The organism is Arthrobacter sp. NPDC058130, assembly GCF_042884475.1.
Lineage (GTDB): Bacteria > Actinomycetota > Actinomycetes > Actinomycetales > Micrococcaceae > Arthrobacter.
Window position 1 is genome coordinate 17,416 of record NZ_JBHVTV010000008.1, and the last position, 16,192, is coordinate 33,607.

A 16,192-nucleotide genomic window follows, 5' to 3' on the forward strand; every position below is an offset into this window, starting at 1 on the left:
CCGCGGACGGTGTGTCCGCGGCTCCTGGCGTTTACCGGAAGGACCGGTCTCCGGGAAGGGATTGCCTTCCCGGCAGCTCATGGTGATGTGGGCTAGGCGTTGGCCTTGATGGCCGAGGCCAGGACCGCGAGGCCGTCCAGCAGCAGCTCGTCGCTGATCACCAGCGGCGGCAGCAGCCGGATGACGTTGCCGTAGGTGCCGCAGGTGAGGATGATGACACCCTCCTTGAGGCAGGCTGCGGCGACGGCCTTGGTCAGCTCCGGGTTGGGCTCCTTCGAACCGGCCTGGACGAGTTCGACTGCCAGCATGGCGCCGCGGCCGCGGACGTCCCCGATCACGGACTGCTCGTTGGCCAGTTCGCGGAGCTTGCCGAGGGCGATCTCCTCGATGTGCTTGGCACGGGCGTTGAGGTCGTACTGCTCCATCGAGCCGATCGAGGCCAGCGCGGCCGCACAGGCTACCGGGTTGCCGCCGTAGGTGCCGCCGAGCCCGCCCGGGTGGACGGCGTCGAGGAGGTCAGCGCGGCCGGTGATGGCCGAGAGCGGCATGCCGCCGGCGATGCCCTTGGCCATGGTGATGATGTCCGGGACAACACCTTCGTGGTTCACGGCAAACCATTCGCCGGTGCGGCAGAAGCCGGACTGGACCTCATCGGCGATGAAGACGATGCCCTTGTCCTTGGCCCAGGCCGCCAGTGCGGGCAGGAAGCCATCGGCGGGGACAATGAAGCCGCCCTCGCCCTGGATGGGTTCGATGATGATCGCGGCAACCTGCTCGCCGCCGATCTGCTTCTCGATCATGGTAATGGCGCGCTTGGCAGCCTCGGCACCGGTGATCTCCGGGTTTTCTTCGCGGAACGGGTAACTCATCGGCATGCGGTAGACCTCGGGCGCGAACGGGCCGAAGTTGGTCTTGTACGGCATGGCCTTGGCGGTCAGCGCCATGGTCAGGTTGGTGCGGCCGTGGTAGGCGTGGTCGAACGCGACGACGGCGTCCCGGCCGGTAGCCAGGCGGGCCACCTTGACGGCGTTTTCGACAGCTTCGGCGCCGGAGTTGAAGAGCACCGTGCGCTTTTCGTGGTCGCCCGGGGTGAGGCGGTTCAGCTGCTCGGCGACTGCGACATAGCCTTCGTAGGGCGTGACCATGAAGCACGTGTGGGTGAAGTGCTCCACGGCTTCCTTCACGGCGCCGACGACGGCGGGGTCCGAGGCTCCGACGCTCGTCACCGCGATGCCGGAGCCGAGGTCGACGAAGGAGTTGCCGTCGACGTCGTGGATGATGCCGCCGTCGGCGTCGGCGACGAACACCGGAACGCTGGAGGCGACGCCGGCGGCGACGACCGCCTTGCGGCGCTCGGTCAGGGCAACGGACTTGGGGCCCGGGAAGTCGGCCTGGACGCGGCGCTTCTGCTCGAGCCGGTAGGTGATGTCATGTGCGGTGGTGGTCATGGGAAAGCCTTTCTAAGCGTCCAGTTGAGGCGCGCGGGTTATGCGTCAGGTGGAGTTGTGCGACGGCGTGATGCGGGGGCGTTACGCGTCGAGCGCGCTCATCACGTGCTTGATGCGGGTGTAGTCCTCCACGCCGTACATGGACAGGTCCTTGCCGTAGCCGGACTGTTTGAAGCCACCGTGCGGCATTTCTGCGGTGAGGAGAATGTGGGTGTTGATCCAGACGGCGCCGAAGTCGAGGTCTCGGCTCAGGCGCATCGCGGTGCCGTGGTTGGACGTCCAGACGCTGGAGGCCAGGGCGTATTCGACGTCGTTCGCCATCTCCACCGCCTCGTCCTCGGTGCTGAATTTCTGCACCGTGATGACCGGGCCGAACGTTTCCTTCTGGACGATGTCATCGCTCTGCTTGGCGCCGGTGACAATGGTGGGCTCGAAGAAGAAACCCTTCTCCCCCGCGCGGTGCCCGCCGGTCTCGATCTTGCAGTTCGCCGGCAGGTGCTCGACCACGGAGGTGACCGCGTTGAAGTGGTTGACGTTGTTCAGCGGGCCGAAGTAGTTGTCTTCGTCGTTCTGCGAGCCCGTGTGCAGGGTCTTGGTGTGCTCGACCATGGCGGCGACGACGTCGTCGTGCACCGAGTCCTGGACCAGGACGCGGGTAATCGCCGTGCAGTCCTGGCCGGCGTTGAAGAAGGCGAACTCAGCGATGGCAGCGGCGCTCTTCTTGATGTCGGCGTCGGCGAACACAATGGCCGGGGCCTTGCCGCCGAGTTCCAGGTGGGCGCGCTTCAGACCCCGGGCGGCGCCCGAGGCGACGGCGATGCCGGCGCGGACGGAGCCGGTGATGGAGACCAGGCCCGGGACCTTGTGCTCCACCATCATGGCGCCGGTCTCGCCGGTGCCCAGGACAACGTTCAGGACGCCGGCCGGGAAGATTTCACCGGCGAGCCGTGCCAGCACCAGGGTGGATTCCGGGGTGGTGTCCGAGGGCTTGAGGACCACGGTGTTGCCGGCGGCCAGGGCGGGCCCGATCTTCCAGATGGCCATAAGGAACGGGTAGTTCCACGGGGCCACCTGGGCCACGACGCCGATCGGCTCGCGGCGCACGTAGGACGTGTGGCCTTCGAAGTACTCGCCGGCGGACTTGCCTTCCATGATGCGGGCCGCGCCGGCAAAGAAGCGCAGCTGGTCGGCGCCCGCGGCGATTTCCTCGGAGGCGATCAGGGAGCGGACCTGGCCGGTGTTGCGGTGCTGGGCCTCCACGAGCTCGTCGCTGTTGGCCTCCACGGCGTCCGCCAGCTTGAGCAGCATAAGCTGCCGCTGCCCGGGCGTGGTGTGCTTCCAGGTCTTGAAGGCATTCTGGGCGGCCGTCATGGCGGCATCGACGTCGGCCTGCACCGAGATCGGCGACTGCGCCACCACGTCACCGTTGGTGGGGTTGACGATGGGCAGCAACCCTGTGCCGGCGGGGGTGACAAACTCGCCGTTGATGAAGTTCTGCAAGGTTTGGACCACGGTGTACAACCTCTTTCTTACTGCCAATGACGGATGTGTGTGACTGGTCACGAGCCTATGCCAGCCGGACATGCCAGGGAATAGGCACCTGCACACCTTGCCGGCAAGAGTTTAGTGCGCTTGACCAGCACCCAGCTATCCTGAATCCATGGCCATTTCACTCGCTGCCCTGCTGGGAGTTCCGTCCCTGAATCTCTCCAAGGCCGGCCTCGCCGAAACCACCTGGCACCAGGACATCCTCTGGGTGGCCGTCACCGAACAGGAGGACCCGCAGCGATTCCTCAACGGCGGCGAACTGATCCTGACCACCGGCATGCGTCTCAAGAGCGCCGCGGAGCAGCGTCGGTTTGTGCGCCAGGTCCAGCGGGCAGGGGCCGTGGGAATCGGGTTCGGCGTCGGCCTGACGCACGACGCCGTGCCCCCGGCCCTGATCGCCGAGGCCAACCGGTGGGGTTTGCCGGTGGTGGAAGTGCCTTACGAGACGCCCTTCATTGCAATCGGAAAGCTCGTGGCGGACGCCCAGTCTGCCGACCATCTGGTCAAGCTCGAGCGGCTCATCGCGGGGCACCAGATCCTGGCCCGGGCCCTGCTGACCGGCGGCGGCCTCGCGGAACTCCTGAAACACCTGGGTTCGATGCTGCGCACCGAGATCATCCTGACCCAGTTCACCGCCCAGCTGTACAACAGCGTGCCCGGCCACCCGGCGCCCAAGACCGAGGGCTGGTCGTCCTACCCCATCCCCACGGGCCGCCGCGACGCCTGCACGCTGTGGGTCAGGCAGCCGTTTGAGGACTCGGGCATCGTGGGCTACGCCCAAAACCTGATCAGCGTCGAACTAAACAACATGGTCAAGCAGCGGCAGGCCCAACGGGCCCTGGCCGGCCAGGTCCTCGACGACGTCATCCACGGCACGCTGGAGTCCAGCGAAGCCACCCGGCGCCTCGCCGGCGTCGGGATCAACAGCACCCGCAAGAACGTGGTCCTGCTCGCCGAATCGGCCGCCCACCAGAAACAGCTGGGGAGTTCCTCCCTTCCCCAGCCGCTCGAGACGGCGGTCAGCGCCGTCGTCGGGAAGGACCTCGTGGTGGTGATGCCCGACGACGGCAGCGGCGCCAGCACACTGGCCCGCAGCCTCAGCGACCACCTGGCCGAGGCCGGGATCCACGCCACGATCGGCATCGGCGGGGCGTACACCAAACCCAACGGCCTGCGCTGGAGCTATTTCGAGGCACGCGACGCGGCCAGCCACGGCCTGCCGGTCAACGAGCCGGAGCGGCTGAGCCTGACATCGCTGCTGCTGGCCAGCGAAGACGTTCCGCTGGCGGACATGGCCAACGAATCGCTGAATCCGCTGCGGGCCTTTGACGCAGCGCACGGCGCCGAACTCATGGCCACGCTGGAAAGCTACCTCGTCAACAATGGCTCGGTGGCGGCCGTGGCCGAGGAACTCACCCTGCACCGCAATACGGTCCGCTACCGGCTGGCGCAGATCACCGAACTCACCGGCTACGACCCGGCCCAGACACCGGACCGGGTGCAGCTCTGGCTCGCGCTGGCGGTGCAGCGGCTCAGCGCCCGGCAGCCGGGCTGACACCGCTCCCCCAACCCACGCCTTACCCAAGCAACGCGGGGTCACTCGCGGAGATATTCGCCACTAAAGGCTGACTCTCAAACATCAAACGTCTAACCTTTAGTTATGGTCAGCAGCACTGCGGTTTCCGCACTTTCCCAGACAGCCCCACCCGGTGCCGGCCGCCCGCGCGGCGTGATCCTGGCCGGCGTCGTGGCGCTCGTGCTCATCGGGCTCAACCTGCGCGCAGGGATCACCGGCGCCGCCGCGCTGTTCCACGACCTGCAGTCCGTCCTGGGCTACGGCCCACTGATCGCGGCCCTGCTCCCCTCGATCCCCACGCTGTGTTTCGCGGTGGCCGGGGCTGCCACGTCCTGGCTCACCCGGCAGCTGGGGCTGGAAAAAGCGATCCTGCTCTCCCTCGTGATGCTGGCCGCGGGACTGCTGCTCCGCGGAGTACCGTCCACCGGAATGCTCCTGGCCGGGACCGTGGCGGGGATGTCCGGGCTGGCCATCTGCAACGTGGCCATGCCGTCCTTCATCAGGGTGCACTTCGCGGACCGCACATCCCTCATGACCGCCGTCTACACGTTGACCATGACCACCGGCGCCACCGTCACCGCCGTGCTGATCGTTCCGATGGCCCACGCCCTTGGCTCCCCCTCGGCGGGCGTCGGCGCAATCGGCCTCCTGGCCCTGGGCGCCTGCCTCGGCTTTGTCCCGATCGCGGTACACGCCCACCTCAACACAACCGCCGGCAAGGCCGCCAGGGTCTCCCCGTGGCCCCTGCTGCGGACCCGCACCGGCGCGCTGATCACCCTCGGCTTCACAGTACAGGCGCTCCTGGCCTACGCCGTGCTCAGCTGGTTCCCCTACATGCTGGCCACGATGGGCCTCACCGCCTCCGACAGCGGGCTCATGTTCGGACTCATGCAGCTCGTCTCCGTCCCCGCCGGCATGATCCTGGTTGCCATCGGCTCGCGCCCCCGGATGCTGCGGACGGCGTTCTACCTGGCCACCGTCACCATGGCCCTCGGCGTCCTGGCCATGCTGGTCCTGCCGGCTACCTGGGCTGCACTGACCGCGGTGCTGCTGGGCTTCGGCCTCGGCATCTTCCCGCTGGTCATGGTGATGATCAGCCGCAGCGGCCGCACCACGGCCGAGACCACCGCGCTCTCCACCGTGGCCCAGTCCGCCGGATATCTGCTGGCGACCCTCGGACCGTTCGGCATGGGCCTGCTGCACAGCGCCACCAACTCCTGGACCCTCCCCCTGGCGCTGCTGCTGGCAGTGGCGCTCGGCCAGATCGTGGTGGGCCACCTCCTCTCGGCAGGACCGAAAGAGCTGCGCGCCAAAGATTTGCGCGCCAAAGAACTGCGCTCCGAGGGAAGGACCCGGCAATGACGCTTACCGCCTCGCACCGGCCCCCGCTGGCGGAGGAAATCACCGCCAAGCTGCGGGCTCTGATCCACTCGGGCGAATGGCCGCTGCAGCAGCGCATCCCGGCCGAACCGGAATTGATGGCCGCGTTCGGGGTCTCCCGCGGCACCCTTCGCGAGGCCATCAAAGCGCTCGCGCACAGCGGCATGCTCGAAGTCCGGCGCGGGGACGGCACGTACGTCCGCGCCACCAGCGAGATCGCCGGCGCCACGCAGCGGATGTACCAGGACCACTCCCAGGAGCATATCCTCGAGGTCCGGGTCGGGCTGGACACCCAGGCCGCCCGCCTTGCCGCCCGCCACGCGACGGCCGACGACGTCACCGCCCTGCGCGATTTGCTCACGGCACGCCGGGACGCCTGGCTGGCCGAAGACTACGCCGCCTGGGCCCGCGCCGACTGGGACTTCCATGTGCGCGTGGCGCAGGCGTCCGCCAACCCGCTGCTGCATGAGCTGTACGTCAGCTTCGGCGGCGTTTTCCACAATGACCTGCTCCGCCAGCAGCGGCGCGGAGGATTCAATGGCCTGCCGCTTGAGGGCCACGACGAACTCGTGGCCGCGATTGCCGCCCGCGACGAGGCGGCCGCCGTCGAAAGCGTCACCAGGAACCTGAATTCCTGCGCCGAATGGCTGCAGGAGTAACTGCCACGGATTTTCCCAAGGTGGCCGGAAGATGCTCTGTCTCAGTGGCGTCCGCCATTCGCGAAACTGGCCTCGCGGCCCGGCTCGCGGGCACGCGGATTCGCGTCACCGTCGGCCTCAACGCCGAGTCCAGACGGCCGGCCCCTGCGCCCAGCAGCAGGGGCCGGCTCGACTGCGGCGCGTGGCTCAGCTGCACGTCAATAGGGTCTTAGTGCCGTAGACCGGACCCCAGCCGCGATCAACACTAAGAGTGGTAGGACGCTGCACGAGGGTGCCCGAAAAGGGGTGCCTGCATTGGCCCCAGTCCCCGGGACGACGGCGCCAGTCTCGCCGGATGTCAGCCTCGCCGGGTTCGGCAGTGCCTGCTGTGATTTGCCGCAGCAAGTACGCCGCGAGGAGGTCGAAAGTGGGCAAGAAGAAGAAAAAGGCCAAGCGCGCCGAGGGACAGGACGAGCAGGCCCGGAAGAAAATGCCCCGCAAGGAGTACGAGGCGGAGATGGCCGTCCTGCAAGGCGAGCTGGTGGCCATGCAGGAGTGGGTGAAGTCCACGGGAGCCAAGGTCTGCATCGTCTTCGAAGGCCGCGACACGGCCGGCAAGGGCGGCACGATCAAGCGAATCGTCGAGCGGGTGAGCCCTCGGGTGTTCCGGGTGGTGGCGCTCCCCACCCCGACGGAGCGGGAGAAATCCCAGATGTATCTCCAGCGTTATATGTCGCACTTCCCGGCGGGCGGCGAGGTGGTCATCTTTGACCGCAGCTGGTACAACCGTGCGGGTGTGGAGCGTGTGATGAACTTCTGCACCCCGGAGGAGACCGAAAGATTCCTCAACATGACGCCGATATTTGAGAAGGCGATGGTCGACGCTGGAATCATCCTGATCAAGTACTGGCTCGAGGTCAGCGCCGACGAGCAGACCCGGCGCCTCGAGAGCCGCATCGATGACCCCCGCAAGACCTGGAAATTGTCGCCCATGGATCTCAAGTCCTACAAGCGGTGGTACGACTACTCCAGGGCCAGGGACGCCATGTTCGAAGCGACCGACACCGCCTGGGCACCGTGGTACGTCGCGCACAATGACGTCAAGAAGCGCGGCCGGCTCAACATCATCAGCCACCTGCTCAGCCAGGTGCCCTATGAGCCGTACCCGGGGCTCGACGTCGAACTCCCCAAGCGTCAGGAGGCCGGCGACTACCGTGAACCCACGCTGGCCGTCCGGCACATCCCGACACCTTTCTGAACAGCGTCCCGGCGACGAGGAGGAATGTCATGACCGACAATCCCGGAGCGGCACCAGATTTGGCCGCGACCGAAGTGGACGCAACGTGGTACTCGATGTCACCAGCGGACGTAGCGTCCGAGCTGAGGGTGGACCCGGCCAGCGGGTTGAGCGCGGCGGAGGCTGAGGAGCGGCTGCAGGAGTACGGCCTGAACGCGCTGGCCGCCGCGAAGCAGGAGCCGGTCTGGAAGCGGTTCTTCAAGCACTACCGGGACTACATGCAGATCGTGCTCGTGGTCGCCGCCCTGGTGAGCCTGTTGATCGAGGAGTACGGGACCGCCATCGGGCTCGCCCTGCTGACGCTGTTCAACGCATGGTTGGGCTACCACCAGGAAGGCAAGGCCGAGGCGGCCGCCGCTTCCCTGGGGCAGATGATGAAGGCCATGGCCAAGGTGCGCCGCGATGGTGACATGGCGGAAATCCCCGCCGACCAGATTGTCCCCGGCGACATCGTGGTGGTCGACGCCGGTGACCGCGTCCCCGCCGACGGCAGGGTCATCCTGGCCGCGACCCTCCAGATCGAAGAGGGCGCGCTGACCGGCGAAAGCGTCGCTGTCGAGAAGGACGTCGCGGCCATCGGCCGGCACGACGTCGGCATCGGGGACCGCGTGAACATGGCATTCATGAACACCAACGTCACCCGGGGCCACGGCGAGATCCTCGTGACCACCACCGGCATGGGCTCGGAGGTCGGCCACATCGCCCACATGCTGGCCGGTCAAAAGGAGGAGAAAACCCCCCTCACCAAGCAGGTGGACCGGCTTACCATCTTCATCATCATCGCGGCCCTCTTCGCCTTTGTCGCGATCGTGGTGATGGGGCTGGCCCAGGGCGAATCCTTCGCGGTGCTCTTCGGGATCGGCGTGGCCCTGGCGGTCGGCTCGATCCCGGATGCACTTCCCGCCGTTGTCACCACGATCCTGTCCGTGGGCTCGGTCAACATGGCAAAGAAGAATGCCATCATGAAGGTCCTGCCCGCGGTGGAGACCCTTGGTTCCACGTCGGCCATCAATTCCGACAAGACCGGCACCCTGACCTTGAACCAGATGACGGTGCGCGAATTCGTGACCGTGCAGCACCACTACACCGTCAGCGGCGAGGGCTACAGCTTCAACGGCCAGATCCAGCGGACCACCGGCGACGCCGAACGCGACCTGGACTACGTGATGTTCCCCTGCGCGCTGTGCAACGACTCCGATATCGAGAACGGCGAAGTCATCGGCGATCCCACCGAGGCGGCGCTGTACGTGCTGGCGCAAAAGGGCGGCGTGGACGTCCGCGAGTTCCGCAGGAACAACCCGCGGGTGGCGTCCGTGCCCTTTGACTCCGACTACAAGTTCATGGCCACCTTCCACCTGATGCCGGGCGCCGATGGCAAGCCAGTGATCCGGGCCTACGTGAAGGGGGCACCCGACGTCGTCCTCAACAGGTCCTCGTCCGGGCGGATGCCGGGCGGCCGCACCGAGACCCTCACCGAGGAAATGCGGGGGAAAGTGCTCGCCGCGAACGACCGCATTGCCAGCCAGGGCCGGCGCGTGCTCGCCCTGGCGCAGCGCGAATTCGACCCGGCAACGTTCCAGCCCTCTGGCGACCTGATGGCCTTGATGCAGGACCTGGAGATTTCGGCGCTGATCGGCGAGGTGGACCCGCCCCGCGCCGAGGCCGTGGCCGCCATCGCCACGGCGAAGCACGCCGGCATACGGGTCCGGATGATCACCGGAGACCACGCCGTCACCGCTGCGGCGATCGCGGCCGAACTGGGCATCCGGGGACGTGCGGTCACCGGCGCCGATTTCGCGGCGATGACCGACGCCGAAGCCGACAGCCAGGTGGACGGGATCGGGGTGATCGCCCGGGTGGCGCCCGAGCACAAGGTCAGGCTGGTCGAGGTCCTCAAGCGCAAGGGCAACATCGTCGCGATGACCGGCGACGGCGTCAACGATGCGCCGGCCATCGCCGCGGCCGACATCGGAATCGCGATGGGCATCACGGGCACCGACGTCGCCAAGGGTGCGGCCAAGATGATCCTGGCCGACGACAACTTCGCCACGATCGTGGCCGCCGTCGAGGAAGGCAGGCTGGTCTACGACAACCTGCAGAAGTTCATCCGCATCCAGGTCGCCAACCTGTACATGTTCATCCTGGCCTTCATCGGCTCCTCGGCATTCGCGATCGCCGGCACGGCTCTGCTCAGCCCGGCGCAGGTACTCTGGATCCACATGGCGATCGTCGCCCCGATCGGCGCCGTGATGGGCCTGGACCTCGCGACGCCGGGCATCATGGACCGCAAGCCCCGGCCGTTCAATCAGCCGATCATCGTCCGGTCGATGATGGTGCGACTGCTGATCGTCGGGCTGTTCATGGCGGCCGCCACACTGCTCCTCGTGCAGATCGGCAAGGCCAGCTACGGTTCACTCGAAGTCGGCCAAACCATGGCCATAGTTGGCCTGGGTCTGATGAACATTTCGGTCGCACTCAACCTGCGTTTCCCCGAGGAGAGCGCGTTCGGGCCTTCCACCGTGTCCAACCCGAAGCTGCTCTGGGCGTTCGGCTGGGCGGTCTTCGGCTCGATGCTGATCACCCAGATGCGCGTCATGCAGGACCTCTTCGGCACGGTACCGCTCACCGGCGCGCAGTGGCTGCTCTGCCTGGTTCCGGCCGTAGTGCTGCTGCTCCTTGGCGAACTGTTCAAGCTGATCCTGCGGGCCCGGCACACGTCTAACAGGGCCAACGTCCCCGCTCCGCCCGTTCCTGCCTGACGCCCGGAACCGCCGCGCGTAGAATCGGCGCCAAAGGCAACGCCCGGGGCAAAGCGCTGAGCAACGCCCTGGGCACGATGGGGTTTCACCGGACCGGATGAGGTTGAGCGGCATCGCTACGGCAGACGAAGAGTCAGGGATCGATTCCGTCATCGACGGCGCCGCGGACGCGGCCGAGGCGGCGTCGAACAGCATCTGGCTCGACGTCGCCGCGCGTTCGGGGTTCGCCGTGATGGCACTGCTGCACATCGTGATCGGGGCCATCGCCGTCGCCCTGGTCCTGGGCGTGCCCGGCCAGGCCGACCCCACCGGCGCCATCGAACAGCTCGCGGCCAACCCCTGGGGGCCGGCCGTGATGTGGGCGGCGTGTACGGCCTGCGCCGGGCTTTCGCTCTGGCAGCTGAGCGAGGCGACCCTGAGGGCGCGGCACCTGCCCCGCGGCGAACGGCTGGGCAAGCTCATTTCCTCCGGCTTCCTCGCCGTCGCCTACGGCAGCGTCGGCTTGAGCTTCGCCGGCTTCGCGCTCGGCCAGCGCGGCGATTCCGGCGACTCCACGCGGGATTTCAGCACGGCCCTGGTCCAGAGCCCGTTCGGGGTGCCGGCCTTGGTCGGCCTCGGCCTGACTATCATCGGGATCGGCGTGTACTTCATCGTCAAGGGCTTCGGGAAGAAGTTCAAGGAGGAGCTGCACCATTTCGAAGGGACCCACCGGGGCAGGCTGATCAGTGTCCTCGGCGTCACCGGCCATGTCGCGAAAGGGCTGGCACTGATCCTGACCGGGCTGCTGTTCGTGATCGCGGCGGCCACCAACAACCCCGGTTCATCCACCGGCCTCGACGGAAGCCTCAAGGCACTGCGCGACCACCCCTTCGGCCCGTACCTGCTCCTGGCGATCGGCGCCGGCTTCATTGCCTACGGCGCGTTCGCCCTGGTACGGGCGCGCTTCGGCCGGATGTAGCGGCCCCGGATGTAGCCTCCTCCCGTGCTGCTAGCCTGTGGCCTTCCGCAGCGGAACCACATCGCCTTCCTGGTACAGCAGAGCCCGGATCTCGGATTCGGCGGAATCCAGCCGCCTCGGGTCGATCGTCTCCCCCGCAGCGAAGTGGTCCAGCAGCCGCGGATCCACGTAGCTTTTCCGGGCGATCGACGGCGTGTTGCCCAGCACCGCGGACGCCTCCAGCATGGCGCGGCTGACCGCATTCTTGCGGGCCCCAACTTTCGCCTGCGGCCCGCTCTGCGCCAGGCTGACGGCCGCCGCCGCCGTCCCCCGCAGGGTGCGGAAGTCCTTGGCTGTGAAGTCCTCCCCCGTGCGTTCCTTGACGTACTCGTTGATGTCCGCGCTGGACACCGGATGCCAGCGGCGGCCGTCCTTGTAGGCGAGCAGCCGTGCATTGCCACCGCGCCGCTTGAGCTGGCGCACGACGGCGGCGAGGTCGGCGTCGTCGATCCGCGATGCCCAGGTCTTGCCGCTCTTGGCGGGGAAACTGAGCCGGAGTTCGTCCTTGTGGACCTTGACGTGGGCGCAGAGCAGGGTGGCGAGGCCGCGGCTGCCGTTTTCGTTGGTGTACCGCTCCGAGCCGACCCGCAGCGATCCGCTGTCGAGCATCCGAAAGGCTGCGGCCAGCACCCGCTCGCGGCTCAGCCCCTCGGAGCGCAGGTCCATGGTCACCAGGCGGCGCGCGGCCGGCAGGGTCTCGGCGAGCTGGAGTGAGCGGTCGAACTTGAGCCGGTCCTTCCGTTCCCGCCAGCTCGGGTGGTAGATGTACTGCCGCCGGCCCACTGCGTCGACTCCCGTGGCCTGGATGTGCCCGTTGTCGTACGGGGCAATCCAGACATCCGTCCAGGCCGGCGGGATCCCGATGCCCTCCAGCCGCTCCCGCACGGGCCCCGGCGGCACGGTGGACCCGTCCAAGTCCTTGTAACTGAAGCCGGTCCCGGCGGGGACCCGGCGGTACCCGCGGCCGGACGCGTTGCTGTGACGGAGCCTCATGACGGTAAGCCTACTGACTACTGCCCTGGTTTCCACGCACAACAAACAACGCGGGGTCACTCCGCGCCCATAGTCCCGTCCGGGATGGGCGCGAGGTGACCCCGCGTTGCGCTGTGTTCTGCGCTGGCTCCGGGCGTGAAGGCTAGACCTCCGCGGCCACTCCGCCGCGGGAGATCGCCACCATCTCCTCGCGCGGGACTACCTTGATGCGCTCACGGGTGACGTCGACCCCGAAGGACGGGCCGGCCGCCGTCGCCGTCTCGCCGAGGCCGCGCTCGTGGGCGTCGAGCGCCAGCCAGCCTTCCCAGCTGGTGTACTGCACGCCGCGGCCCTCCAGGAGTTCGACAATCCTCTCCGGGGCGGGCGCCGCGGCCAGGGGCAGGTTGGCGCGGTCTTCGAGCAGGTAGGTCACGGTTTCCAGGGCGTCGCCCTTGGTGTGGCCGATCAGCCCCACCGGCCCGCGCTTGATCCAGCCGGTCGCGTAGATTCCGGGAACGTGGGTGCCGGCGGCATCCAGGACGCGGCCGCCGTCGTTCGGGACAACGCCCTTGCTGTGGTCGAACTCGACCTCAGGGAGTGCGGAGCCGAAGTAGCCGATGGCGCGGTACACGGCCTGGACCGGGTAGTCGACAAACTCGCCGGTGCCGCGGGCGTTGCCGGTGCCGTCCAGTTCGGTGCGCTCGAACTTGATGCCGGCGACGCGGCCGGGCGTCTCGGCGCCGTCGTACACCTCGACCGGGCTGTGCAGGAAGTGCAGGTGCAGCCGGCGGGACGCCTTGAGCTCGGAGAGGTCCTCGGGCTGTTCGGCGATCCAGTTGGTGAGCGTGCCCACCATGGTCTTGGTCTGGTTGTTGCTCTGGATCTGCCGGTCCGATTCGGCGTCGAACTCGAAGTCCTCGGCGTAGAGGATGATGTCGACGTCCTTGGAGTGCGAGAGTTCGCGCAGTTCCAGCGGCGTGAACTTGACCTGGGCCGGGCCGCGGCGGCCGAACACGTGGACGTCGGTGACGGGCGAGGACTTCAGCCCGGCGTAGACGTTGTCCGGGATTTCGGAGACCAGGAGGTCGTCCGCGTGCTTGGAGAGCATGCGGGCCACGTCCAGGGCCACGTTGCCGTTGCCGATCACGGCGATTTCCTTGGCGTCCAGCGGCCATTCGCGGGACACGTCGGGGTGGCCGTCATACCAGGAGACGAAGTCGGCGCCGCCGTAGGAGCCCTCGAGTTCGATGCCGGGGATGTTCAGGTCCGCGTCCTTGATGGCGCCGGTGGCGAAGATGACGGCGTCGTAGTGGGTGCGCAGGTCATCGATGGACAGGTCGGTGCCGTAGTCCACGTTGCCGAAGAAGCGGATGTCGCCGCGGTCCAGGACCTTGTGCAGGGCGTTGACGATGCCCTTGATGCGGGGGTGGTCCGGGGCCACGCCGTAGCGGATCAGGCCGTAGGGTGCCGGGTAGCGGTCGAAGAGGTCGATGCTGACTGTGAGCTCGCCGCTCTTGACGGCCTCGCTCTTGGTCAGGATGTCCGCGGCGTAGACGCCGGCGGGACCGGAGCCGACGACGGCGACGCGCAGCGGGCGGGCGGCGGTTCCTACAGGGGTGTTCGTTGACACGGCTGTGTTCCTTTTTCTTCTGCATCCGTTGCTCCACAAACGCCCTTTTGAGACTTGATAAAGGCAGTTATGGAGCAATCGACGGGCTTTACGGGGTCAGTACGCGGGTCTTGGTGGTGCGGGGAGCGTTCGGGGAAGTGGTGCTGTAGTCCGCGGTCTTGAAGCGCGACGGCGCGAACGGGCTGACGCGGACAACGTCGCCGATCACGATTACCGCGGGGTTCGCGACGCCGGCGGCCTCCGCCTGGTCCGCGATGGTCCCGAGAGTTCCGATGGTCACCCGCTGGTTCGGCAGGTATCCATTCTCTACGATGCCAACAGGCGTCTCCGGAGGCAAACCGGCGCGGGCCAGGGAGGCTGCGGAATCGCGCAGCTGGCCCACGCCCATGAGCAGGATCACAGTGTGGTCGGCGCGGGCCGGGACCTCGGAGAGCTCCTCGTGTCCGGTGACCACGCTGAAGCCTTTGGCGAGGCCGCGGTGCGTGACCGGGATGCCCGCGGCGGCCGGGACGGAGATGGCTGACGTGACGCCGGAAACCACTTCCACCTCGACGCCGTGCTGCCGGCAGAATTCGGCTTCCTCGCCGCCGCGGCCCAGGACGTACGGGTCGCCGCCCTTGAGCCGGACCACGCGGTGGCCCTGCAGGGCTTCGTCGACCAGGATCCGGTTGATCTCCGCCTGCGGGACGGGATGGTGGCCGGGAGTCTTGCCGACCTCGATCACGCGGACGTCGGGGGCGAGTTCGTTTAGCAGCTCACGGGGGCCGAGCCGGTCCGCGACCACGACGTCGGCCTGGCCCAGGAGCCGGCGGCCGCGGACGGTGATGAGTCCGGTGTCGCCGGGACCGCCGCCTACGAGTGCCACCGATCCGGTGGCGCCTGTGCCGGAAACACGGCGCCTGCGCAACGGCAGATCCCCGGCGTCCAGGGCGGTGGCGACGGCGTCGCGCAGGGCCATGGCCCGGCGCGGGTCCCCGCCGGCGTTGACGGCGATCTTGACGTCGTCCACCACGGCGACGGCGGGCGTCCAGGCGGCGGACGCTTCGTGGTCGGAGGCATTGACGCACCAGATGCGCTGTGCCTCGGCGTCGGCCGAAACCTGGGCATCCACCGCGGCGTCGCCGGTGGCCGTCTGGACGAACCAGACGCCGTCGACGTCGGAGGGACGGTACGGGCGGGGCTCCCAAGTCAGGAGGCCGGCGTCGGCAAGTTCAGTCAGGGCCGGGCAGGCAACCGGGGCAACAACGGTGACGCGGGCTCCGGCGTCGAGCAGGCCCTTGGTGCGCCGGGCGGCCACCGGTCCGGCGCCTACCACCAGCACGGGACGGCCGAGGAGGCGCAGCGCCGTGGGGTAAATGTCCTGAATTGCCATGCATCGACGATAGGGCGGCGTCACATTGCGGAACAACGGCGCGGAAACACCAGTTCACGCAAGGTAACGCCACGTCACATTGTGGACTGGCTTATGCGGGCCGGCTGGGAGCTGTTCGGGGGGCACTTTGACGGCCGGAGCAGTCATCTCGCGCAGAAACGACGGCGCGTCCGTGTCAATGTGCCCCCGGAGCGCAGGCCTCGCAGGAGCACAGGGCCGCAGGGCCGCAGGCTTCGGCCTATTTCACTGCGATGAGTTCGATCAGTTTGATGTCCGGGTCCTTGGCGAGCAGGGCGGGACCGTGTTCGCCGAGGGCGGCGGGGATGGCTCCCGTGAGGTGGGCCTGCCGGTCCTCCTCGGTATCGAAGGTGTCGAAGATGCCGAACGTGTTCTCGTTGACCCTGAAGGCGTACCAGGTGCGCGTCCCGGGTTCGTTGAGCACGATTTCACGGCCCCCGTTGAGGAAGTCCCAGACGTCCTGTTCCTTCCCCGCTTTGGCTTCGACCAGGGCCAGAACGCCAAATTTTGCTGCCACAGCGACCTCCTTGGATTCAGTCTTGGAATCAGATGGAATG

12 protein-coding genes are annotated in these 16,192 nt (G+C 67.6%); 6 read left to right on the top strand and 6 right to left on the bottom strand.

Annotated elements, in window-relative coordinates:
- Positions 1-92: 92 nt before the first annotated feature.
- Positions 93-1,448 (bottom strand): 4-aminobutyrate--2-oxoglutarate transaminase, encoded by a 1,356-nt coding sequence (gene gabT, locus ACFVTM_RS14200; protein WP_390204117.1) that lies wholly within the window; start codon positions 1,446-1,448, stop codon positions 93-95.
- Between the two features lie 81 nt (positions 1,449-1,529).
- Positions 1,530-2,960: a gamma-aminobutyraldehyde dehydrogenase gene (locus tag ACFVTM_RS14205; RefSeq protein WP_390204118.1), complete on the bottom strand. Its 1,431-nt coding sequence runs from the start codon at positions 2,958-2,960 to the stop codon at positions 1,530-1,532.
- Between the two features lie 148 nt (positions 2,961-3,108).
- Between ACFVTM_RS14205 and ACFVTM_RS14210 the strand changes: the two genes are divergently transcribed.
- From ACFVTM_RS14210 to ACFVTM_RS14235, 6 genes are all read left to right on the top strand, one after another.
- Positions 3,109-4,551 (top strand): PucR family transcriptional regulator, encoded by a 1,443-nt coding sequence (locus ACFVTM_RS14210; RefSeq protein ID WP_390204119.1) that lies wholly within the window; start codon positions 3,109-3,111, stop codon positions 4,549-4,551.
- A gap of 105 nt (positions 4,552-4,656) precedes the next feature.
- The gene (locus ACFVTM_RS14215; RefSeq protein ID WP_390204120.1) at positions 4,657-5,934 is read left to right on the top strand and encodes an MFS transporter; all 1,278 of its coding nucleotides are present in this window, start codon (positions 4,657-4,659) and stop codon (positions 5,932-5,934) included.
- The gene (locus ACFVTM_RS14220; protein WP_390204121.1) at positions 5,931-6,611 is read left to right on the top strand and encodes a FadR/GntR family transcriptional regulator; all 681 of its coding nucleotides are present in this window, start codon (positions 5,931-5,933) and stop codon (positions 6,609-6,611) included. The genes ACFVTM_RS14215 and ACFVTM_RS14220 overlap by 4 nt, the downstream gene beginning before the upstream one ends.
- A 406-nt stretch (positions 6,612-7,017) precedes the next feature.
- Positions 7,018-7,848 (top strand): polyphosphate kinase 2, encoded by an 831-nt coding sequence (gene ppk2 / locus ACFVTM_RS14225; protein ID WP_390204122.1) that lies wholly within the window; start codon positions 7,018-7,020, stop codon positions 7,846-7,848.
- 29 nt (positions 7,849-7,877) lie between these two features.
- The gene (locus tag ACFVTM_RS14230; protein WP_390204123.1) at positions 7,878-10,646 is read left to right on the top strand and encodes a cation-translocating P-type ATPase; all 2,769 of its coding nucleotides are present in this window, start codon (positions 7,878-7,880) and stop codon (positions 10,644-10,646) included.
- Positions 10,647-10,749: 103 nt separating this feature from the next.
- Positions 10,750-11,604: a DUF1206 domain-containing protein gene (locus tag ACFVTM_RS14235; protein WP_390204124.1), complete on the top strand. Its 855-nt coding sequence runs from the start codon at positions 10,750-10,752 to the stop codon at positions 11,602-11,604.
- 30 nt (positions 11,605-11,634) lie between these two features.
- Here the strand turns inward: ACFVTM_RS14235 and ACFVTM_RS14240 are convergent, their stop codons facing one another.
- The 4 genes from ACFVTM_RS14240 to ACFVTM_RS14255 form a co-directional block, all read right to left on the bottom strand.
- Entirely contained in the window at positions 11,635-12,636 is a 1,002-nt protein-coding gene (locus ACFVTM_RS14240; protein WP_390204125.1) for a DNA topoisomerase IB, read from the bottom strand.
- 142 nt (positions 12,637-12,778) lie between these two features.
- Positions 12,779-14,245 carry an FAD-dependent oxidoreductase gene (locus ACFVTM_RS14245; RefSeq protein ID WP_390204126.1) on the bottom strand — a complete coding sequence of 489 codons (1,467 nt, stop codon included), beginning with the start codon at positions 14,243-14,245 and terminating at the stop codon, positions 12,779-12,781.
- A gap of 88 nt (positions 14,246-14,333) precedes the next feature.
- Positions 14,334-15,617: a uroporphyrinogen-III C-methyltransferase gene (gene cobA / locus ACFVTM_RS14250; RefSeq protein WP_390204127.1), complete on the bottom strand. Its 1,284-nt coding sequence runs from the start codon at positions 15,615-15,617 to the stop codon at positions 14,334-14,336.
- Between the two features lie 238 nt (positions 15,618-15,855).
- Positions 15,856-16,152 carry a putative quinol monooxygenase gene (locus ACFVTM_RS14255; protein ID WP_390204128.1) on the bottom strand — a complete coding sequence of 99 codons (297 nt, stop codon included), beginning with the start codon at positions 16,150-16,152 and terminating at the stop codon, positions 15,856-15,858.
- Between the last annotated feature and the right edge of the window lie 40 nt (positions 16,153-16,192).